General features: G+C 75.4%; 15 protein-coding genes. 7 read left to right on the forward strand and 8 right to left on the reverse strand.

Annotated features, from left to right (window positions below):
- Nucleotides 1-396: 396 nt before the first annotated feature.
- Complete coding sequence (locus AB0O40_RS33415; protein ID WP_365049270.1) at nucleotides 397-1,794, forward strand: DEAD/DEAH box helicase; 1,398 nt, start codon at nucleotides 397-399, stop codon at nucleotides 1,792-1,794.
- A gap of 39 nt (nucleotides 1,795-1,833) precedes the next feature.
- Here AB0O40_RS33415 and AB0O40_RS33420 read toward each other — a convergent pair whose 3' ends face one another.
- Nucleotides 1,834-3,024, reverse strand: coding sequence for an MFS transporter (locus AB0O40_RS33420; protein WP_365049283.1), 1,191 nt, complete (start codon nucleotides 3,022-3,024; stop codon nucleotides 1,834-1,836).
- Nucleotides 3,025-3,176: 152 nt separating this feature from the next.
- Here AB0O40_RS33420 and AB0O40_RS33425 point away from each other — a divergent pair, with 152 nt between their 5' ends.
- Nucleotides 3,177-4,154 carry an ArsR family transcriptional regulator gene (locus AB0O40_RS33425; protein WP_365049271.1) on the forward strand — a complete coding sequence of 326 codons (978 nt, stop codon included), beginning with the start codon at nucleotides 3,177-3,179 and terminating at the stop codon, nucleotides 4,152-4,154.
- A gap of 113 nt (nucleotides 4,155-4,267) precedes the next feature.
- On the forward strand, nucleotides 4,268-5,521 hold the full coding sequence (locus AB0O40_RS33430; protein WP_365049272.1) for an MFS transporter: 1,254 nt from the start codon (nucleotides 4,268-4,270) through the stop codon (nucleotides 5,519-5,521).
- A gap of 46 nt (nucleotides 5,522-5,567) precedes the next feature.
- On the opposite strand, the gene AB0O40_RS33435 is transcribed toward AB0O40_RS33430, so the two are convergent.
- Together AB0O40_RS33435 and AB0O40_RS33440 are read right to left on the reverse strand one after the other, a co-directional pair.
- Complete coding sequence (locus tag AB0O40_RS33435; RefSeq protein WP_365049273.1) at nucleotides 5,568-6,488, reverse strand: diacylglycerol kinase; 921 nt, start codon at nucleotides 6,486-6,488, stop codon at nucleotides 5,568-5,570.
- Nucleotides 6,485-8,122, reverse strand: coding sequence for an FAD-binding oxidoreductase (locus AB0O40_RS33440; RefSeq protein WP_365049274.1), 1,638 nt, complete (start codon nucleotides 8,120-8,122; stop codon nucleotides 6,485-6,487). The genes AB0O40_RS33435 and AB0O40_RS33440 overlap by 4 nt, the downstream gene beginning before the upstream one ends.
- Nucleotides 8,123-8,142: 20 nt before the next feature.
- On the opposite strand from AB0O40_RS33440, the gene AB0O40_RS33445 reads away from it, so the two are divergent.
- On the forward strand, nucleotides 8,143-8,739 hold the full coding sequence (locus AB0O40_RS33445; protein WP_365049275.1) for a helix-turn-helix domain-containing protein: 597 nt from the start codon (nucleotides 8,143-8,145) through the stop codon (nucleotides 8,737-8,739).
- Nucleotides 8,736-10,292: a glycerol-3-phosphate dehydrogenase/oxidase gene (locus AB0O40_RS33450; RefSeq protein WP_365049276.1), complete on the forward strand. Its 1,557-nt coding sequence runs from the start codon at nucleotides 8,736-8,738 to the stop codon at nucleotides 10,290-10,292. The genes AB0O40_RS33445 and AB0O40_RS33450 overlap by 4 nt, the downstream gene beginning before the upstream one ends.
- 118 nt (nucleotides 10,293-10,410) lie before the next feature.
- Here AB0O40_RS33450 and AB0O40_RS33455 read toward each other — a convergent pair whose 3' ends face one another.
- Nucleotides 10,411-12,708: an MMPL family transporter gene (locus tag AB0O40_RS33455; protein ID WP_365049284.1), complete on the reverse strand. Its 2,298-nt coding sequence runs from the start codon at nucleotides 12,706-12,708 to the stop codon at nucleotides 10,411-10,413.
- A gap of 192 nt (nucleotides 12,709-12,900) precedes the next feature.
- Here AB0O40_RS33455 and AB0O40_RS33460 point away from each other — a divergent pair, with 192 nt between their 5' ends.
- A complete protein-coding gene (locus AB0O40_RS33460; RefSeq protein ID WP_365049277.1) occupies nucleotides 12,901-14,733 on the forward strand; it encodes a glycoside hydrolase family 15 protein in 1,833 nt (610 codons plus the stop codon).
- A gap of 13 nt (nucleotides 14,734-14,746) precedes the next feature.
- Here AB0O40_RS33460 and AB0O40_RS33465 read toward each other — a convergent pair whose 3' ends face one another.
- The 4 genes from AB0O40_RS33465 to AB0O40_RS33480 all read right to left on the reverse strand — a co-directional run bounded on the left by AB0O40_RS33465 (nucleotide 14,747) and on the right by AB0O40_RS33480 (nucleotide 18,858).
- Nucleotides 14,747-15,268 carry a hypothetical protein gene (locus tag AB0O40_RS33465; protein WP_365049278.1) on the reverse strand — a complete coding sequence of 174 codons (522 nt, stop codon included), beginning with the start codon at nucleotides 15,266-15,268 and terminating at the stop codon, nucleotides 14,747-14,749.
- An 11-nt stretch (nucleotides 15,269-15,279) separates the two neighbouring features.
- On the reverse strand, nucleotides 15,280-16,368 hold the full coding sequence (locus AB0O40_RS33470) for an SCO0930 family lipoprotein (protein WP_365049279.1): 1,089 nt from the start codon (nucleotides 16,366-16,368) through the stop codon (nucleotides 15,280-15,282).
- A 139-nt stretch (nucleotides 16,369-16,507) separates the two neighbouring features.
- The gene (locus AB0O40_RS33475; protein ID WP_365049280.1) at nucleotides 16,508-17,953 is read right to left on the reverse strand and encodes an NADH-ubiquinone oxidoreductase-F iron-sulfur binding region domain-containing protein; all 1,446 of its coding nucleotides are present in this window, start codon (nucleotides 17,951-17,953) and stop codon (nucleotides 16,508-16,510) included.
- On the reverse strand, nucleotides 17,950-18,858 hold the full coding sequence (locus tag AB0O40_RS33480) for a hypothetical protein (protein WP_365049281.1): 909 nt from the start codon (nucleotides 18,856-18,858) through the stop codon (nucleotides 17,950-17,952). Before AB0O40_RS33480 ends, AB0O40_RS33475 begins: the two co-directional genes overlap by 4 nt.
- A 435-nt stretch (nucleotides 18,859-19,293) precedes the next feature.
- On the opposite strand from AB0O40_RS33480, the gene AB0O40_RS33485 reads away from it, so the two are divergent.
- Nucleotides 19,294-20,508: a helix-turn-helix domain-containing protein gene (locus tag AB0O40_RS33485; RefSeq protein ID WP_365049282.1), complete on the forward strand. Its 1,215-nt coding sequence runs from the start codon at nucleotides 19,294-19,296 to the stop codon at nucleotides 20,506-20,508.
- The last annotated feature ends 41 nt before the right edge of the window (nucleotides 20,509-20,549 follow it).

A 20,549-nucleotide genomic window follows, 5' to 3' on the forward strand; every position in this document is an offset into this window, starting at 1 on the left:
AACCACACACATTTTTCCAACCCCTCCTTTCTTCGCTTTTTTTGGGGGGGGGGGGCCGGGCCCCCCCCCCGGCCGCTGCGCGGAGCCGGCCCCACCCCGCCCCTTCCCGAAACCGTGGGGCTCCGCCCCCGGATCCCCCGTACCGCCGCTCCGCGACGGTGCGCTCAAACGCCGCGCGGCTGGGTAAGCCCCCGCACCGCCGCTGCGCGACGGTCGCCTCAAACGCCGGCGAGGCTGGAGTGGCGGAGCCGGGGAGGCCCGGGGCGGGGCCCCGTGGGGCGTAGGGGGGCGGGGGGCTGCTGGTAAAATGGGGGGCACGCTTCCGACATCCGGGGCCCGTGCCGTGGGCACGGGCCCCGGTGTGTTGCGGGGGCCCCGCTCTGAGGAAGGTTCCCCATGAACGCCACGCCGCCCGTCTCCGGAGCCCCCGGCGCCCGCCCGCACGACCGGGCCGGATCGCGGCGGGACGAGCCCGGTGCGGCGGATGCGCCCGCGGCGGCCGGCACCTTCGAGGGACTGGGGCTGCCCGAGGAGCTGCTGCGGACGATGACAGGGCTGGGGGTCACCGAGCCGTTCCCGATCCAGGCGGCGACCCTCCCCGAGGCACTGGCCGGCCGGGACGTGCTGGGCCGGGCGCAGACCGGCTCGGGCAAGACCCTGGCCTTCGGGCTGCCGATGCTGGTGCGCACGGCCGGGCAGCGCGCGGAGGCCAAGCGCCCGCTGGCGCTGGTGCTGGTCCCGACCCGCGAGCTGGCCCAGCAGGTCGGCCTCGCGCTCGAGCCCTACGCGAAGGTGCTGGGGCTGCGGATGGCCACCCTCGTCGGCGGGCTGTCCATGGGACGGCAGGCCGCGGCCCTGAAGGAGGGCGCCGAGGTGGTCATCGCGACCCCGGGCCGCCTGACGGACCTGGTCGGGCGCCGCGACTGCCACCTGGACCGGGTGCGCACCGCCGTCCTCGACGAGGCGGACCAGATGTGCGACATGGGCTTCCTGCCGCAGGTCACCGAGATCCTGGACCACGTCCCGCCGGGCGGCCAGCGGCTGCTCTTCTCCGCCACCCTGGACCGCAACGTCGAGCGCCTGGTGGCCGGTTACCTCGCGGAGCCGGTGACCGTCTCGGTCGACCACGCCAAGGCCGCGGTCACCACGATGGAGCACCACGTCCTGCACGTGCACGGCGCGGACCGGTTCGCGGTGGCGACCGAGATCGCGGCCCGCGACGGGCGGGTGCTGATGTTCCTGGGCACCAAGGCCGCCGTGGACACCTTCACCCGCCACCTGCGGGACAACGGCATCCGCGCCTCGGCCCTGCACAGCGGCAAGTCGCAGCCTCAACGCTCGCACACCCTGGACCAGTTCAAGCGCGGGGACGTCACCGTGCTGGTGGCCACGAACGTGGCCGCCCGCGGCATCCACGTCGACGAACTGGACCTGGTGGTCAACGTGGAAGCGCCCACGGACGCCAAGGACTACCTCCACCGGGGCGGCCGGACCGCCCGGGCCGGTGAGAGCGGCAAGGTCGTCACGCTGGTCACGCACGGCCAGCGGCAGGACGTGGCCAAGCTGATGTCCGCGGCCGGCATCCGGCCGACGGTCACTCAGGTCCGCTCCGGCGAGGCCGAGTTGACCCGGATCACCGGCGCCCGCCGACCGGCCGGCGCCAAGCCCGAGCAGACCGGCCGGCGCCCCTTCCGGGGCCTGGGCGCACAGCCCAAGAAGGAGAACCGCAAGGCGGCCGAGGCCCGCAAGGCCGCCGAGGCCCGCCGCGCCGCGCAGGTCCGCAAGAGCCGCTGACCCACCACCGCCCCGGGGCCAGCCCCGCCGACCCGCCGGTCAGCGGGGCCCGTCCTGGTGACCGGCCGCCCGCCGGACACGCCCCAGGTGGCGGGCCAGGGCGACGGCGGCGAGTCCGGCCATCAGGGCGCAGACCCCCGGCCAGCCGAGCCGGCCGTACGCGTGGACGCCGAGCCAGGAGCCGGCGCTGCCGCCGAGGTAGACGCAGGTCATGTACGCGGTGTTGAGCCGGCTGCGGGCATCGGGCCGCAGGGCGTAGACCCGGGCCTGGTTGGCGACCATCCCGCACTGCATGGCGATGTCCAGCACCAGCGTGCCGAGCACCAGGGCGACGAGCCCGCTCGTCCCGCCGCGGCCGCCGGACAGCAGCACCACGGCGGCGAGCAGCACCCCGGCCAGGGCGAGGAAGGTGACCGGGTCGGAGCCCCGCCGGTCCGTCAGGCGGCCGGCGAGCGGGGTGCAGACCATGGTGGGCCCGCCCACCAGCGCGAGCAGCCCCACCGCCTCGGCGTCCAGCCCGTACGCCGGCCCGGTGAGCAGCAGCGCGGCGCAGGTCCACACCGCCGAGAAGCCCGCGAAGACGGCGGCCTGGTAGAGCCCGGACCGGCGCAGCTCCGGCTCGGTGCGCAGCAGCCGCAGCGGCTCGGCGAGCAGGGCCGGGTAGGACCGGCGGGTGCGCGGCAGGTCGGTGGCGGGCAGCGCCCGGAAGAGCACGGCGGCGAGCAGCACGACCACCGCGGCGGCGACCAGGTACGGGGCGCGCCAGCCGAGCCGTTCGCCGAGCGTCCCGCTGAAGGTGCGGGCCAGCAGCATGCCGCCGATGGATCCGCTGAGCAGGGTGCCCATGGTCGCGCCCCGGTGGCCGGGGGCGGCCAGTCCGGCCGCCATCGGGCCGATCAGCTGGGCGGCCACGGTGGTGGTGCCGACCAGGACGCTGGCGGCGACCAGCACCGGCAGCGTGGGGGCGAGGCCGGCGGTGAGCAGCGCGGCGCTGCACAGGGCGAGCAGGGTGACCAGCAGCGGGCGGTACGGGAGCCGGTCGCCGAGCGGGACCAGCAGGAAGATGCCGGCGGTGTAGCCGATCTGGGTGGCCGTGACGGTGGCCGCGGCGGCGTCCGGCCCGACCCCGAGGCCGGCGCCGGCCAGCGGGCTGACGGCCTGCGGGAAGTAGATGTTGCCCACTCCGACGGCGCAGGTCAGGGCCAGCAGCAGGAGGGTGCGGCGGCTCATCTGCGGTTCCTGGACCGGCGGTTGGCGCCGGGGCCCAGCGGTCGCGGCCGGGGCGCCGGGCAGCGGTGTGCCGGGCGGGGCGGGGGTCTGCGTCATGCCGGGAAGTCCACTGCACCGGGTGCCGGACTCCAATGGAAGTAGCCTGTGGCTTAATGATCAGCTTCGAACTCGGTGTGGAGGACCTGGCCGACACCCGGTTCGCCCTCTCGCCCCTGACCGAGACCATGATGAGCCTGCGGGTGCTGCGGGAACCGGGGCTGTCCGTGCTGCACCTGCCCTGGCGCCGGTCCGTGCTCGGCCTGCTCGGCGGGCTGGACACCGCCCTGCTGCTGTCGCTGGTCGCCGTCCGGCGCACCCTGCCGGACTTCCTCACGCCCCGCCCGGACTGCTTCGAGCCGGCCTTCGAGGACGAGCTGGCCGTGGTCGGCCGCACCCCGCCGGCCCTGGTGCGGCAGGACTTGCGCGACACCCACGCACCGGACCCGCTGCCGGCTCCGCTGGCCGCCGCCGAACGGGACGACGACGCCGCGGCGGCCCTCCGCGACACCCTGTGCGAGCTGCTGCGGCGGTACTGGCGGGTGGCGATCGAGCCCGCCTGGCCCCGGATGCGGCTGCTGCTGGAGGCCGACATGACCTACCGCGCCCGGCGGCTGGCGGTAGGCGGGGCCCGGTCGCTCTTCACCGACATGCACCCGGACCTGCGGTGGGCGGACGGCACCCTGCACATCGACAAGATGAACGGCCGGTTCCGGGTTGCGGCGGCCGGCCGGGGCCTGCTGCTCGTACCGTCCGTCTTCGCGCACAAGCCCGCCCCGCCGGTCACCGCGGACGTGGCGCCGACGCTGACGTACCCCTGCCGGGGGGTGGCGACGCTGTGGGAGCCGGCCCGAACCGTCGACGAGGGTTCCCTCGGCGAGCTGCTGGGCACCCCGCGGGCCCGGCTGCTGATGCTGCTCGCCGAGCCGCTGGCCACCGTCGAGCTGGCCCGCCGACTGCGGGTCACGCCCAGCGCCGTCTCCCAGCACCTGCGCGTCCTGTACGCCACCGGCCTGGTCACCCGCGCCCGGCACGGCCGCCTGGTCCTCTACCGCCGCACCCCGCTGGGCGACGAGCTGGTCGGCGCCCGCTGAAATCCGGTCGCCGGCAAGGGAGTCGGGCGGCCGCGGGCCGTAGCGGACATCAAGCCGTCTCACCATGCAAAACAATCTGTCTCACATAACGATCGCCTGGCTAAGCTCGGGACATGAACGAGGAGCGGATACCCCGCAGTTGGCTGATGCTCGCGCTGGGCACCGCCGGTCAGACCGCCAGCACCACGGCGCTCTACGGCATGCCCTACCTGGTCCCCGCGATGCAGCGGGAGCTCGGGCTCTCGCTGGTCACCGCCGGCGTCCTCGTCTCCTGCCCGATCGCCGGGATCCTGCTCGGCCTGATCGGCTGGGGCGTGGTGACCGACCGGTACGGCGAGCGCCTGGCGCTGTCGGCCGGCCTGCTGGGCGCCGCGGCGGCGCTGGCCGGCGCGGCGACCGGGCCCGGCGTCCGGGGTCTGGGCGCGCTGCTGGTGCTGACCGGTGCCATGGGCTCCTCGGTCAACTCCGCCTCGGGGCGGCTGGTGATCGGCTGGTTCCCGCGCGAGCGGCGCGGGGTGGCCATGGGGGTGCGGCAGGCCTCCCAGCCACTGGGCACCGCGCTGGCCGCGGCGGCACTGCCGCCGGTGGCCGTCCACGCCGGGCTGTCCGCGGCCTTCGGGCTGTGCGCCGCGCTGTGCGCGGCGGCCGGGCTGACCGTGGCGGTGTGCGCGGTGGATCCGGCCCGGCCCGAGCCGCCCGCGGGGACCCGGCCGCCGAGCCCGTACCGCGGCGCGTACCTGGCGCGGCTGCACGCCGTGGCGGCGGTGCAGTGCGTCCCGCAGTTCGTGGTGACCGGTTTCGCGCTGCTGTTCCTGACCGAGGTGCGGGGCTGGTCCGCGGCCGGCGCGGGGACGGTGCTGGCGGTGGCGAACTTCGCCGGGGCCGGGGTGCGGCTGCTGGCCGGCTGGTGGTCCGACCGGGTCGGCAGCCGGATCACGCCGATCCGGGTGCTGGCCACCGTGACCGCGGTGGACCTGGCGCTGCTGGCGGCGGGCGCGGGCTGGTCCGGGCCGGCGGGTACGGCCGCGCTGCTGCTGGCCTCGGGGCTGACGGTGAGCACCAACGGGCTGCACAACACCGCGGTCGCCGAGTACGCGGGACCCCACTGGGCCGGACGCGCCCTGGGCACCCACGGCATGGGGCAGCACGCCGCGATCGTGCTGGTGCCGCCGCTGTTCGCCGGGCTGATCGACGGGTACGGCTACGGGCCGGTCTTCGCCCTGACGTCGCTCTTCCCGGTGCTGTCCGTCCTGCTGCTGCCCGCGGGCGACCGGCCCGGCCCGCATGCGCAGGACGTGCCGGACGCGCAGGCTCCGCACGAGCCGGCCGCAGCGGACGGCGCGTCCGCGGCCGGCCGGCCGTCCTGACGGCCGCCGGGCGGGGCCCCGGCGCTCGGGGGCCCCGCCCGGCCGCTCAGGCCGGGACCAGCAGCGACAGCGACTGCGGCAGGACCGTGATGTCGGCCGGCAGCGGGCCCGCCAGGTCGCCGTCCGCGTACGCGTTGATGCCCGGGGAGTCGATCCGCAGGGCGGTGGTCCGATGGGTGGCCACCGCGCTCTGGCGCACGTGCGTGCCCTTGAACACGGTCGGGAAGAACCGCACCAGCTTGGTCCGGGGCATCGCCTCGACGAGGGTCAGGTCCAGCAGGCCGTCGGCCGGGTCGGCGGCCGGGCAGATCAGCATCCCGCCGCCGTAGCTGCGGGTGTTGCCCACCGAGGCCAGCGCGAGCGGGCGCTCGAGGACCGTCCCGTCGGCCAGCTCCAGCCGGAACGGCAGCGGCCGCAGCCCGGCCAGCTCCCGCACCATCGCCAGGTTGTACTTCATCCGGCCGCGCGGCCACCGCATCCGGTTCGCCCGGTCGCTGACCAGCGAGTCGAAGCCGATGGCGAGCACCGAGGCGAACCGCCGCTCGGCGCCGTCCGCGGTGACGATCCGGCCGGTGTCCACCCGCCGGACCAGCCCGGCCGCGACCACCTCGGCCGCCGCCGCCGGGTCCTTCAGCGGCAGCCCGTACTCCCGGGCCAGGTCGTTGCCGGTGCCGGCGGGGATCACGCCGAGCGGCAGCCCGCTGCCGGCCAGCGCCTGGACGGCCAGCGCGATCATGCCGTCGCCGCCCACCACCACCAGCGCGTCGAGCTCCGCGCCGACCGCCTCCCGGGCCAGCCGGACGGTGTCCGCCGGATCGGTGCCGGCCTCGGCGCGGACGGCTATGCCCAGCTCCCGGAAGCGGGCCAGGGCGGTGGCGGCCGCCCGGCCGGCCCGGCCGGAGCCGGCCGCCGGGTTGGTGAGGACCAGGACGGTGCGGACGGGGTGCCGCCGGGGCTCCCGTGTCACGGGATGAGCTTTCCGGGGTTCAGGATGCCGGCCGGGTCCACCGCGCCCTTGACGGCGCGCAGCACGGCCGCGCCCAGGTCGCCGATCTCCTGGCCCATCCACGGCCGGTGGTCGGCGCCGACGGCGTGGTGGTGGGTGATGGTGCCGGCGTTGGCCATGATGGCGTCGCCGGCCGCGCGCTTGGCCTGCTGCCACTGGGCGAGGGCGTCCCCGCGCTGGGCGCCGACCACGGTGAAGTAGAGCGAGGCTCCGGTCTCGTACACGTGGGAAATGTGGCACATCACCAGAGCGGTGCTGCCGGTGGCCCCCAGGGCTTCGGTGAGCGCGCCGGTGACGGCGGTCTTGAGCCGGTCCAGGCCGGCCCAGGAGGTGGCCGTCTCCAGGGTCTCGCAGAGCGCGCCGTGGTCGAGCAGCGCGTCGCGCAGGTACGGGGCGCTGAAGCGGCCGTGCTCCCAGGCGCGGGCCGGCTCCTCGCCGAGCGAGGTGCCGCCGTGGGCGCGCAGCACGGCGCGGGTGAGCTCGTGGCGGGCGGCGGTGAGCTCGTCGGTGCCCTCGAAGACGGTGACGGCCAGGCAGCCGCTGACCGCCTGGGGAGCGCCGATCTTGGCGGTCATGGCGAGGTTGACGGCCGTCTCGGTCTCGTCCGACAGGCGCAGCACGGTCGGGCCGGTGCCCTGCTGCCGGACCGCCCGCAGCGCGGCGGCGCCGGTGGCGAAGTCGGGGAAGGTCCAGGCCTCGTACCGCTTGACCGCCGGGACGGGGTGCACCCGCACCCGCACCTCGGTGATGACGCCGAGGACGCCTTCGGAGCCGAGGAAGAGCTGGCGCAGGTCCGGGCCGGCGGCGGAGGCCGGGCCCCGGCCGAGGTCGAGGACGCCCGCCGGGGTGATGACCCGCAGGCCGCGGACCATGTCGTCGAAGCGGCCGTAGCCGGCCGAGTCCTGGCCGGAGGAGCGGGTGGCGGCGAAGCCGCCGATGGTGGCGTAGCGGAAGCTCTGCGGGTAGTGGCCCAGTTCGAAGCCCCGCTCGGCGAGCAGTTCCTCCGCGCGCGGGCCGGTCAGGCCGGCGCCGAGCACCGCCTCGCCGGAGACCTCGTCCAGCGAGACCAGCGCGTCGAAGCGGCGCAGGTCCAGGGAGAGGACGGCGGCGAACTCGCCGCGCAGCGGGTCGAGTCCGCCGACCACGCTGGTGCCGCCGCCGAAGGGGACCACCGCGATCCGCTGCCGGCTGCACAGCTCCAGGAGCTGGGCGACCTCCTCCTCGGTGCCCGGTACCACCACCGCGTCGGGGGCCTCCTGCTCCCCGGTGGACCGGCGGCGCAGCAGGTCGGGGGTGGACTTGCCGCCGGCGCGGGGCAGCCGGTCGCCGTCCCGGACGCTGATGTGCTCCTCGCCGACGATCGCCGCAAGGGCCTTGAGGTGGACGCCGCTGAGCCGGGAGGGGACCAGGCGCACCTCCGCCTGCGTCGGCGGGGTGAGCGGCTCGCCGGAGATCTCCAGCAGGCTCGCCAGGAGTCCCTTGACGTCGTCGGAGAGCGTGGTGGCGAGGGCCGGGTCGCCCCAGGCGTTGAAGGCCATGGGGGGCAGCGGCAGGGCCGCGGCACGGTCCGGGGGCAGGTGCGGTTCCGTAGACATGCGTTACAGTTTTCCACATCATGTCAATCAGTAACAGCGTCTCCGGTGGCCCAGGGGCAGACGACGCCCGCAGCATCGACGACCAGATCCTCGACGCCGCGGCCGAGCTGGTCGCGGTCCTGGGCCGGCGCGTCCAGCTGGCCGAGATCGCCCGCCGGGCCGGGGTCAGCCGGCCGACCGTGTACCGGCGCTGGCCGGACGTCCGGGCCCTGGTCGGGGCGCTGCTGACCCGGGAGGTCCTGAGCACCGCCGAGCAGACCCCCCGGACCGGCGAGGACCGGGAGTCGCTGGTCGAGTGGATCGTGGAGTTCGCCGTCAAAATGCGCGACCACCCCGTCCTCGGGGCTCTCTACGAGGACTCCGACCTGCTCGCCGAGTACGTGGTGCAGCGCCTGGGCACCAGCCAGCGCACCCTCGTCAGCCTGCTGGCCAAGGCCCTGGTGACCGGTCAGCAGGGCGGCACGATCCGGGCCGGCGAGCCGGCCGAGCTCTCCGCGATGGTCCTGCTCATCACCCAGTCCACAGTCCAGTCGCACCGCATGGTCGCCGAGCTGCTGCCCGAGGCCGCGTGGCGTCGCGAGCTGGCGATCGCACTGAACGGATACCTCAGGCCGTGAACCTCCCCCCGCGCACCGCGCCCACCGCCCTGCACGCCGCCCGCCGCGCCGCCGACCTCGACGCCCTCGCCACGGGCGCCCCCGTGGACCTGCTGGTCATCGGCGGCGGGGTGACCGGCGCCGGGGTCGCCCTCGACGCCGCCTCCCGGGGCCTGTCCACCGTCCTGGTGGAGGCCCGCGACCTCGCCTTCGGGACCAGCCGGTGGAGCTCGAAGCTGGTCCACGGCGGCCTGCGCTACCTGGCCTCCGGCCGGATCGGCGTGGCCCACGAGAGCGCGGTGGAGCGGGGCGTGCTGATGACCCGTACCGCACCGCACCTGATCCGGGCGCTGCCGCAGGCCGTGCCGCTGCTGCCGTCCGTCTCGCGGGGCACCGCCGCGCTGGTGCGCACCGGCTTCCTGGCCGGCGACGCGCTGCGGATGGGCGCCCGGACCCCCGCGGGGATCCTCCCCCGCGCCCGCCGGGTGGACGCCCGCACCGCCGCCGAGCTGGTGCCGGGCGTCCGGCGGCAGGGGCTGCGCGGGGCGCTGGTGGCCCATGACGGGCAGCTGGTCGACGACGCGCGGCTGGTCACCGGCATCGCCCGGACCGCGGCCGGGCACGGCGCGCGGATCCTGACCCGGGTCAGGGCCTCGCGGGTGACCGGCGAGGGCGCGGAGCTCACCGACACCCTGACCGGCGAGAGCTTCACCGTGCGGGCCCGGGCGGTGGTCAACGCGACCGGGGTCTGGGCCGACGAGGTCGACGACTCGATCCGGCTGCGGCCCAGCCGGGGCACCCACCTGGTCTTCGACGCGGCGGCGCTGGGCCGGCCCACCGCCGCCCTCACCGTCCCGGTGCCCGGCTCCACCAGCCGGTTCGTCTTCGCCCTCCCCCAGCAGCTGGGCCGGGTCATGGTGGGCCTGACGGACGAGGACGCGCCCGGTCCGGTGCCCGACGTACCGGTGCCGACCGAGGCGGAGACCGACTTCCTGCTCGCCACGGTGAACACCGCCCTGGAGCGGGAGCTGACCCGGGCCGACGTCCGGGGCGCCTTCGCCGGGCTGCGGCCGCTGATCGACGCGGGCGGCGGCGAGACCGCCGACCTCTCCCGGCGGCACGCGGTGCGCGAGTCGCCCTCGGGCGTGGTGACCGTGGTGGGCGGGAAGCTCACCACCTACCGCCGGATGGCTCAGGACGCGGTGGACCTGGCCTGCCGGGTCCGCGGACTGGCCGCGGGCCCCTGCCGCACCACCGACCTGCCGCTGGTGGGCGCGCCCGGGCATCCGCAGAGCCGTCCGGTGGACCGGGCCCTCGCGCCGGCCCCGCTGATCTCCCGCTTCGGCGGGGAGGCACCGGCCGTGCTGGCCGCCGCCACGCTCCCCGACCCGCTGGGCCGGATCGCCGAGCGGATCAACATCACCCGCGCGGAGATCGAGTACACGATCACCCACGAGGGCGCCCTGGACGTGGAGGACGTGCTGCACCGGCGCACCCGCATCGGCTTCGTGCCCGAGGACGCGGAGCGGGCCCGTCCGGGGGTGACGGAGATCCTGGCGGCCCTGCTGGGCTGACCGGCGGGGCCGGCGCGCGTCCGCCGGGACCCGGTGCGACCGGGCCCCGGCGGACGCGTACCCGGATCAGGAGGGCTACCGGATCAGTACGTGTACCCGGATCAGGACGTGTACCGGATCAGGGCGCGGGGCCGGCGGCCGGTTCGGTGTCGTGCTCCAGGGCGGCCTCGCCCTCGGCGTCCACGTGCGGCAGCAGCCGGTCCAGCCAGCGCGGCGTCCACCAGGCCGACTTGCCCAGCAGCGTCATCACCGCGGGCACCAGCAGCAGCCGGACCACGGTGGCGTCGATCAGCACGCTCGCGGCCAGTCCCAGGCCCAGCATCTTGACGACGATGTTGTCCGAGACGATGAAGGCCGCGAAGACGCTGACCATGATCAGCGCGGCACAGGTGATCACCCGGGCGGTGATCTCCAGCGCGTGCGCGACGCTGGCCTCGGGATTCCCGGTGCGCAGCCAGGCCTCCCGGACCCGGGAGAGCAGGAAGATCTCGTAGTCCATGCTGAGCCCGAAGACGATGGCGAACATCATCATCGGCACGTAGCTCTCGATCGGCACCTTGCCCGAGACGCCGAGCGCCGGTCCGCCCCACCCCCACTGGAAGACCGCGACGACCACGCCGTACGAGGCGGCGATGGAGAGCACGTTGAGCACGGCCGCCTTGACGGCCACCAGCAGGCCCCGGAAGACGATCAGGATCACCAGGAAGGCCAGCGCCACCACCACCGCGATGATCAGCGGCAGCCGGCTCGAGACGATCTCCAGGAAGTCGACCTGGGCGGCCGTGGTGCCGGTGACGTACCCGTGGGCCGCGGTGCCCGCCGTGGCGTCCGGCAGCACCGTGTCGATCAGGTGCTCGGTCAGCGCGGTGGTCTTCGCGTCCTGCGGGGAGGCCACCGAATAGGCCGTGCCGATCAGTACGTCCCCGTCGGAGCTGGTCCGCAGCGGGGTGATGGAGGCCGCGTCCGGGACGTTCGTCAGCGACTGCTGGAGTTTGGTCGCCAGCGCCGCCCGGTCGGCGGCGGGCACCGCGCTCTGGTCCACGACCAGGGTCAGCGGGCCGTTGGCGCCGGGGCCGAAGGCGGTGGAGATCAGGTCGTAGGCCCGCCGGTCGGTGAAGGACTTCGGATCGGCCCCGTCGCCGATGTGGCCGAGCTGGATGAAGAACAGCGGGAAGGCCAGTACCACGAGCCCGACGACCCCGGCGATCAGGTACCACCAGGGCCGCTTCTCGACCCGCTGGGCGTACCGGTGCCAGGTGCCGTGGGCCTCGGCCCCCGGCTCCGCGTCGGTCTCGGCGACCGGCTTGCGGACCTTGTACCGGTCGATGGCCCGGCCGACGCCGCCGAGCAGGGCGGGCACCAGCGTGAGGGCCGCGACCACGGCCGTCACCACGGTGAAGGCCGCGGCCAGGCCCAGTTTGCCGATGAAGCTGACCCCGGAGACCCACAGGCCGGACAGCGCGATGATGACCGTGCAGCCGGAGACCAGGACGGCCCGGCCGCTGGTGGTGGTCGCCATGCCCGCGGAGTCGGCGGGATCGTGGCCGTCCATGATGTTCTGGCGGTGCCGGGTGATCAGGAACAGCGCGTAGTCGATGCCCACACCCAGGCCGATCATGGTGGCCAGGGTGGGGGAGACGGTGCCGAAGGTGAAGGCGGCGGCGACCAGGCCCAGCAGCGCCAGTCCGCAGACCGCCCCGATCAGGGCGGTGACCAGCGGCATCACGGCGCCGATGATGCTGCCGAAGCCGATCAGGAGCACCACGATCGCGACGGCGAAGCCGATGGCCTCGCTGGTGTAGTCGTTGGCGTGGGGCCGGGCGAGCTCGCCGAGCGGGCCGCCGTACTCGACGTCGATGCCGGCCGCGCGCAGCGGCTGTACGGCCGCGTCCACCCCGTCGAGGTAGTCCGTGCCGAGCGTCGAGGGCGGCACGCTGAACCGCACGGTGATGTAGCCGGTCTTGCCGTCCGAGGACAGCGGGCCGGTGTTGGGCACCCCGGCGGGGGCCTGCTGGGGGGTACTGCCGGGCGGCGGCAGCGGGTTCTGGGCGCTCAGGACGTCGGGCAGCTTCTGCAGGCTGGCCACGGCCGTGTTGATGGCGGCGGCGTCCTCGGTGAGCGGCGCGGCGGGCTGGTTGAGCACGATCTGGGCCCCGTAGCCGCCGGCCGCCGGCTCGTGCGCCTTCAGCACGTCCAGGCCCTTGGCCGACTGGACGCCCGGGAGGGCGAAGTCGTCGGAGAACTGGCCGCCCACGGCGCGGTTGGCGAGCTGCAGGCCCACCACCGCCGCCAGCCACAGCACGATGACGACGACGAAGTGCTTGGCGCACCAGTGCCCGAGGCGGTAGAGGGCGCTCTTGCGCGCCCCGCCCCCGCCCGGCGGTCGCTTCCCCGGGTCGGACCCTGCCGCGTTCATGTCCTGGCCGTTGCTCATGGTGGTGGCCGTTTCTGGGTTCGGCGATCCCTCACGGTCCATTGAAGGTCGTCTCCGGTGATCGAGCACGTCGGGACCCCCGGGCGCGGCGTTGACCTGCGCAAAGGCCTCCGGCGGCGGGGGCCGGGGCCGGTCGCCGGGCCGGGTGGCCGGGCGTCGCCGATAGTGGGAGGCATGGAGCGCTACCCGCTCATCGCGGACCACGGCCTGGTGGGCGACCTGCAGACGGCCGCCCTGATCTCGGACCGGGGCGTGGTCGACTGGTTCGCCGCCCCCCGCTTCGACTCGCCCGGCATCTTCTCGGCCCTGCTCGACCATGACCGCGGGGGCTACTTCCGGCTGTCGGTGGACGGCCCCGACGTGACGGTCAAGCAGCTGTACTACCCGGACACGGCCTTGCTCGTCACCCGCTTCATGTCCCCCGACGGGGTGGGCGAGTTGATGGACTGGATGCCGCCGGACCGGACCGGACGCCCCACCGACCGGCACGCCATCCTGCGGGTGGTGCGCTGCATGCGCGGCACGGTCCGCTTCACCCTGGAGTGCCGGCCCCGGTTCGACTTCGGCCGCGCCAGGCACGAGACCACGCTGGACGGGCGCACCGCGGCCTTCCGGGCCCCGGGCCTCACCGGCTACCTCCAGTCGAACTTCCCCATGGCCGTGGACGACGCCGGGGACGTGCGCGGGGAACTGGTGCTGACCGAGGGCGGCCGGGCCGGGGCCTCCTTCACCGTGACCGGCCGGGACGAGCCGGCGCCGCCGCTGCCCGACGAGGCGGGGGTCGAGGCCGCCCTGTGGGACGCGGTGGACTTCTGGCAGACGTGGGTGCGCACCACCCGCTACCGAGGGCGCTGGCCGGACATGGTGCACCGGTCGGCCATCACGCTGAAGCTGCTCACCTACCTGCCCACCGGCGCCCCGATCGCCGCGGCCACCCTGGGACTGCCGGAGCAGGTGGGCGGGGAGCGCAACTGGGACTACCGCTACACCTGGATCCGGGACGGCTCGCTCTCCGTACGGGCGCTGCTGGACCTCGGGTTCGTCGACGAGGCCGCGGCCTTCACCTCCTGGCTCACCGACCGGGTGAGCGAGCGGGCGGGCAGTCCGGCGGCCGGCACCCAGCCGCTGCAGATCATGTACCGGGTGGACGGCGACCCGTGGCTGCCCGAGGAGGTGCTGGACCACTTCGAGGGCTACCGCGGCTCGTACCCGGTGCGGGTGGGCAACGCGGCGGTGGACCAGGTGCAGTTGGACATCTACGGCGAGGCCCTGTACGCGCTGGCGCAGGGCCGGGGGATGGACACCATGCCCACCTACCGGGGCTGGCGGGCCATCGCCTCGCTGCTGGACTGGCTGGCCGAGGCCTGGGACAGCCGGGACGAGGGCATCTGGGAAACCCGCGGCGGCCAACAGGACTTCACCTACAGCCGGGTGATGTCCTGGGTGGCCTTCGACCGGGGGCTGCGGCTGGCGGAGGAGTTCGGCCGGCCGGCCGCCCGGGAGGTCTGGCGCTCGGCCCGGGACTCGATCTTCGAGCAGGTGATGAGCCGGGGCTGGAACGAGGACCGCGGGGCCCTCGTCCAGCACTACGGCAGCGACGTGCTCGACGCCTCCCTCCTGTTGATCCCACGGGTGGGCCTGCTCAACCCGACCGACCCGGCGTGGTTGAGCACCCTCGACGCCATCGACCGGGACCTGGTGAAGGACAGCCTGGTCTACCGGTACGACCCGGCCGCCTCGCCGGACGGACTGCGCGGCGCCGAAGGGACGTTCAGCCTGTGCACCTTCCTGCACGTCGACGCGCTGGCCCGGGCCGGACGGGTGCGCCAGGCCCGGTTCTCCTTCGAGAAGATGCTCACCTACGCCAACCACGTGGGGCTGTTCGCGGAGGAGATCGGGCCCAGCGGTGAGCAACTGGGCAATTTCCCGCAGGCCTTCACCCACCTTTCGCTCATCATGGCCGCCACCACGCTCGACGAGGCGATCGACCGGCTCCAGCAGCGGTAGCGGGCGGGGCGGGTCACCGGGGCACGGCCGGCATGCCCGGCATGCCCTGGTGCCCCGGCTCGGCACCGTGCCCCGGCGCCGCTCCGTGGCCCGGTCCGGTGTCGTGCCCGGGTGCCGCTGCGCCGCCCGGCGCCGTTCCGTGCCCGGCCGGGTGGCGGGTACCGGATTCCAGGTGCCCGCCGACCCGTTCCCTGAGCGGGGCGAGGGCCGACTCGGGGGCGGCCGTGACCACCCACCGCTCCCCCACCAGGTACGTGCCGCCGTACGCCTGGGCCTCGGCGAGCCAGGCCCGCAGGCCCCGCCCGGTGGTGAAGGTGGCCATGCTGTACCGGCCCTGCGCGGTCCGGCAGCCGCCCTGGCGGAGCTCGTCGGCGTCCACGCTGACCGCGGGCGTGCACCCGACGGCGGCGCCGAGGTCGGCCAGCCGTACCGGGCGCTCGGGGGCGGCGGCACCGGAGCAGCCGGTGAGGAGGACCGCGGCCCCGCACAGGGCGACGACGGCGGCGCGGGCGGCGGCGCGGGGGTGGCGGAGCACGGTTCGCTCTCCTATCCGGCCGCGCCGGCCTTCTTGCCGGTGTCGGTGACGGCGAACCACAGCCCCTGCTTGCCCTGGCCGTTGGTGTCGCCGGGCTTCTCGTCCCCGGTGAACCAGTAGACGGGCCAGCAGTTGATGGTCAGCTGGCGGCTGCCGTCCGGCCGCAGGACCGAGCCGATGAGCTTCTGGGCGATGCCCTTCACTTTTGCCCGGTCCACCGGCGCGGCCGGTTTCCAGGTATTCGTACAGGCTCCGACGCAGCCGATTTTCATCGGCCAAGCGCTGTCCTTGTCGAAGCGGTAGAGGGTCATTCCCGAGGCCTCCGCGACGAGATTACCCAATTCTGCGTCCCGGAATACCGAGAGTTCCGCCCCGTCGGCCTTCCCACCTCCCATCTTCATTCCGCCGCCCGACATCGACCCGCCCGGCATCGACCCGTCGGACGTTCCGGCGGCCTTCTTGTCGACGGCCTTCTTGCCGTCCGGGGCCAGGGCGTGCCAGGTGCCGCCCACCCCCTCGCCGTTGGCGTCACCGGGCTTGTCGTCCTTGGCGTAGCGGTAGACCGGCCAGCCGCCCAGGGTCAGCTGGCGGCTGCCGTCGGCGCGCAGCACCTCGCCCAGCAGCGAGGCGTCCACCCCCGCGGCGGCGGTGGCGTCCGCGGCCGGCACCGGGGGCCAGGCCTCGGCGCAGTCGCCGTCGCAGGCGGACCGGGGCGGCGAGGCGGAGTCCTTGTCGAAGCGGTAGAGGGTGCGGCCGCCGCCGTCCGTGGCCACCGTGCCCAGCTGCGGGAGCGCGCGGGTGGTGAGCCGGCCGGCGGGGCCGCCGGCCGCCGCGCCACCCTCGCCGTAGCCGGAGCCGGCCGCCGGCTCCGGCGTACTGCCGGACCCCGAGCCGCCGTACCCGTCGGCGCTGCCGTACCCGGAGCCGGATCCGGAACCGTACCCGGAGTCCTTCGCCGAGCCGAGGGCGCTGCCGGCGCCGGCGTCCTTGACGGAATTTCCCGCGGGGGCGGTCCGGTCCGAAGAACTGCCGCAGCCCGCGGTGAGCAGGAGCACCGCGACCGCCGAGCCCGCGATGATTCCCCGACGCCTGTCGTCCATCGTCTCTCCCTGGAATTCGTACGTGCTGTGCGTGCCCGACAATTCATACGCGCATTTCCCGGGGGTCCGAGAGTTTCCGGCGGAATTTGTCATTTCCCGCCAACGATGAACTCGGCGGCCCGCTGCGACGTTCTCCCGGTCATTCCTGGATGCGCAGCGCGAGCGCGGGGCAGCGGCGTACCGCGCGCAGCGCCCGGGCCCGCAGCCGGCCGGGCAGCGGCATGGCGGCCTGGGCCGGGTAGCCGTCGGCGTCCAGGCTCACCACGTCCGGCAGCACGTCCCGGCACAGCCCGTGCCCCTTGCACAGCGTCCAGTCGACGACCAGCTGCTCGGGGCTCTCGTCGTCGGGCAGCGGCAGCGCGCCCTGCACCCGCCGGCCGCAGCCGCGTCCGTGCGCGTGCTCGTGGAACTCCTGCGGGAAGACGGCCAGCGCCGAGGCGACGAAGCCGGCGGTGCCGTCGGGGTGGCTGCAGGCGCCCCGGCGCCGCACCACGCGCATCCGGGCCTCCAGGTCCCCCAGGGCCCGCCGGTCCCCCGCGACGGCCTCCGCCAGCCGGTCGGCGAGCGCGGGCAGCCCCCGGACGCAGGGGCCGCACTGGCCCGCCGACTCGTCGGCCATCCAGCGGGCCACCCGGGCCACCTCCCCCGCCGGGCAGGTGTCCGCGGGCAGCGGCAGCACCGCGCCGGCGCCCAGCACCGCGTCGTACGCGGCCAGGGACTGCCGGGAGACCAGGACGGCGCGGGCCGCGTCGGGGCCCAGCCAGCGGCCGTGGTACCCGCCCACCAGCACCCCCTCCCCCGGCTCGGCCCCGCACTGCTGGAGGACGTACGGCAGGGGCACCCCGGTGGGGGTCTCGACCACCACCCGGCCGGCGACGGTGAGCAGCAGCGTGCCGGGCTCGGCGGGCAGGCCGGCCGAGCGGTACTCGAGGGCGCCGGTGCGGGCGGCGACGGCGAGCTGGGCGTAGGTCTCGGTGTTGGACAGCAGGGTGGGCAGGCCCGACAGGCCCCGGTCGCTGGTGCGCACCTTGCGCCCGGAGGGCAGCGCGGGCCCGCCGCCCAGCCCCGAGACCAGGGCCGTGCCCTCCCCGGTGACGAAGCGTTCGGGGAGCCGGGTGACCCGCAACCGGCCGCCGTCCGGGCCGCGTTCGGTGATCGCGGCGGCCACCGAGCGGGCCACGTCCTCCCGGGTGACGCCGACCACCACCTCCTCGGCACCCAGGGCGTCGGCGGCGAGCAGGGCGCCGTCCAGGACCAGGTGCGGGACGTGCAGCAGGAGTGCGGTGTCCTTGAGACAACTGGGCTCGCCCTCGCTGCCGTTGACCACGACGGCGGTGCGGCCCTCGCGGGCGGCGGCCGAGCGGAGCACCGCCTGCAGCTTGCGGGCGAAGGGGAAACCGGCCCCGCCCCGGCCGCGCAGGTCGATGTTCTCGGCGAGGGCGGTCAGTTCGACCGGTCCGTAGCGGGGCGGCGAACCGTGCAGGGTCAGGTGCGCCACCCGGTCCAGCCGGGCGGTGGCGTCCAGTCCGGCCAACAGCCGGGGTGGCCCGACACACGCCAGGGCGGGGGTCGGCTCGTGGGTCACGGCCGGCCTCCGCCGTCCGGGACGAGGTACGGGTACGGGGCCTCGCGGCGGGGCCCGGGCGGGCGGGGCGCCGGGTTCCGGCCCGGCGCCGGGGCAGGGGCGGCGGGCCGGGCCGCGGGGTCGGCCGGCGGCCACTGCGGAAGCGGCGGCTCGGCGGGCCGGACCGCCGCCCGGCGCCGCCGGGCCCGCACCCGCAGCGCGATGACGGCCGCCACCCCGGCCAGGCACAGGGCGTAGCTGACGGTCACCCAACCGGCTGCCGGACGGCCCGACTTGAGCCCGTGGACCAGGGACATGCCCCAGGCCGGGTAGGCGCCCATGTGCAGCACCCGCCACCACAGCGAGCGGGACCGGGTGGCGAAGGCGCTGCGCAGCGCGCCGGAGGCGGCCACCGCCACGAACAGGTAGCCGGCGAGGGTGCCCAGGCCGATCAGGAACGGCCGGTCCGGGTCGGCGAAGGGGAGCACGGCGGACGCGGCCCCGGTCTGCCCCTCGGCGATCTTGACCCAGACGTGCAGGGCGAGGAAGCCCAGCCCGCCGACGGCGAGCGCGCGGTGCACGCCCTGGGCGAGCAGCCGGTGGCCGGATCCGAGCACCGTCCGGTCGGTGGCCACCAGGCCCCACAGGACCGTGGCGCTGAGCGAGACCAGGGCGAGCACCCCGGACCCGAAGTCCAGGAACTCCCAGAGCCGCGTCAGCGCCCCGGCCCGGGCGGCGACCGCCAGGGTGAGGACGAGCGCCGCGCCGACGGCGTAGCGGGGGCCCCGGCGCGGACGGCCGGTGGCGGGTATGAGGAGGGGCACCCGGCGGACGGCGCGCCGGCCGGCGTTGGGGGCCGCTCCGGCGTGGCGGCGGCGGCCGCGGGCGCGGTGCGTGCGGGGCGGGTGCGTGTGGGACAGCGGCATCGGGTCTCCCGTGCGCCCGGGTGCCGAGGCTCCACCTCACGCTCGGCACCACGGGGGTAGTGGTCGGTCCTGCGCGGCGGCGCGGGCAGTCGCGCCGGGGCCGGAGTGCCAGAAGCATCCTGGAGCTTCCCGACCCCTCCACAGGATTTATCGAAACGTGACAACTTCTCGCGGGCGCGTCGCCATGCCATGGTGTAGCCCCGGAAGATTCCGTTCCAGTGGGCGGCAGGACGGGCGACCCCCGGGAGCCGACCATGCGTCCTCCACGGCAAAAACGCGGCAAAGCCGCGGGACGGCCGCCGGAGGACCCCCTCTTGGAGGGCGTACGGGGCCTCAACTCCCTTGCCGGATCGGGTAGTCGGCGAGCGGGTCGGCCCCGGCAGGCCCGTCGCGTGCCCATCCGGCGGGCCTCACCCCCGGCAGAACGAGGTAATGATGTGCGAACTTCTCAACCGCATCTGGTCCCGCCCGCGGGGCGAGTGGCGACGCGTACTGCGCAAGGAACTCCCGTCCCTGGCGGGGGAGATAGTGGAGGAACTCCTCCAGGGCACGCCCGGACTCCCGGCGGGTGCCGAAGACATGGATGACGAACTGCTCCGGCAGGCCGTCGAGGCGGCCCTGCTGGTGGCGCTCGGCTACCAGGCGCCGGCCCGCCGGAACACGGCTCCGGCCGGGGCCGGCGCGGACCTCGCAGACGCCGAGGACGCCGAGGACGCCGAGATCACCCAAGGACCGGTGGACGAACCGCCCTTCGACAACGATGTCCGACATGACCACGACGAGAACCCGGAGCCGGGCCCCGGCCCGGACGGCCCCCGCGGCCACTGCCACGAGCCGCCCCTGACCGTGGTACCCGACCGGGCCCGCCAGGAGCTCTTCAACGCCCTGATCGGTGACGAGGAGTTGACCGAGGCCGGGCTCGCGAGCCTGGCCGCCCGGGCCCGCTGGCCCCAGCCCCCGGCCCTGCGGGTGGTCGTGCCGGCCACCCCCGGCGAGGCCCAGCAGCTGGCCGGCGTACTCGACGACGCGCTCGCCGGGCTGGCCGGGGGCCAGCCGTGCCTGCTCGTACCGGATCCGGAGGGCGACCGCCGCGCGGCCCTCGAACTCGCCCTGCGGGGCCGGTTCGCCGCCGTCGGGCACCCCGTACCACCGCGCGACGCGCCCTCCTCGCTGCGCTGGGCACTGCGGCTGCTGGCGCTGGCACCGGCCCGGGCGGCCGGCGCCGAAGTGCGGCCCCTCTTCGTCGACGACCACCTCTCCACCCTGCTGCTGCTCCAGGACGAGCCGCTGGCCCACGCCCTGGCGGCGCGCTGGCTGCGCCCGCTGGCCGATCTGACCCCCCGCCAGAGCGAGCGCCTGGAAGTCACCCTGCTGGCCTGGCTGGAGGGCGGTGGCGCCCCGGAGGCCGCCAAGGCCCTGAGCGTGCACCCGCAGACCGTGCGCTACCGGATGCGCCAGCTGGAGAAGCTGTTCGGTCCCGGACTGCGGGACCCGCGCACCCGCTTCGAGCTCGAAATGGCGCTGCGCAGCCGCCGCTTGATGGCCCAGGTGCGCCGCCAGCACTCCCGGACGGCCCGCCGGGTACGGCCGGTGACCACGGAGTTCCGGCCCGTCGGGGCCGGCCGGCTGGCCCGGGTCAACGGACTCTGAGCTCAGATCGGAAGAGCGACGTCTCGGGAACGAGTGTTCGG

Origin of the sequence: Streptomyces sp. NPDC089919, assembly GCF_040684615.1 — a bacterium.
GTDB lineage: Bacteria > Actinomycetota > Actinomycetes > Streptomycetales > Streptomycetaceae > Streptomyces.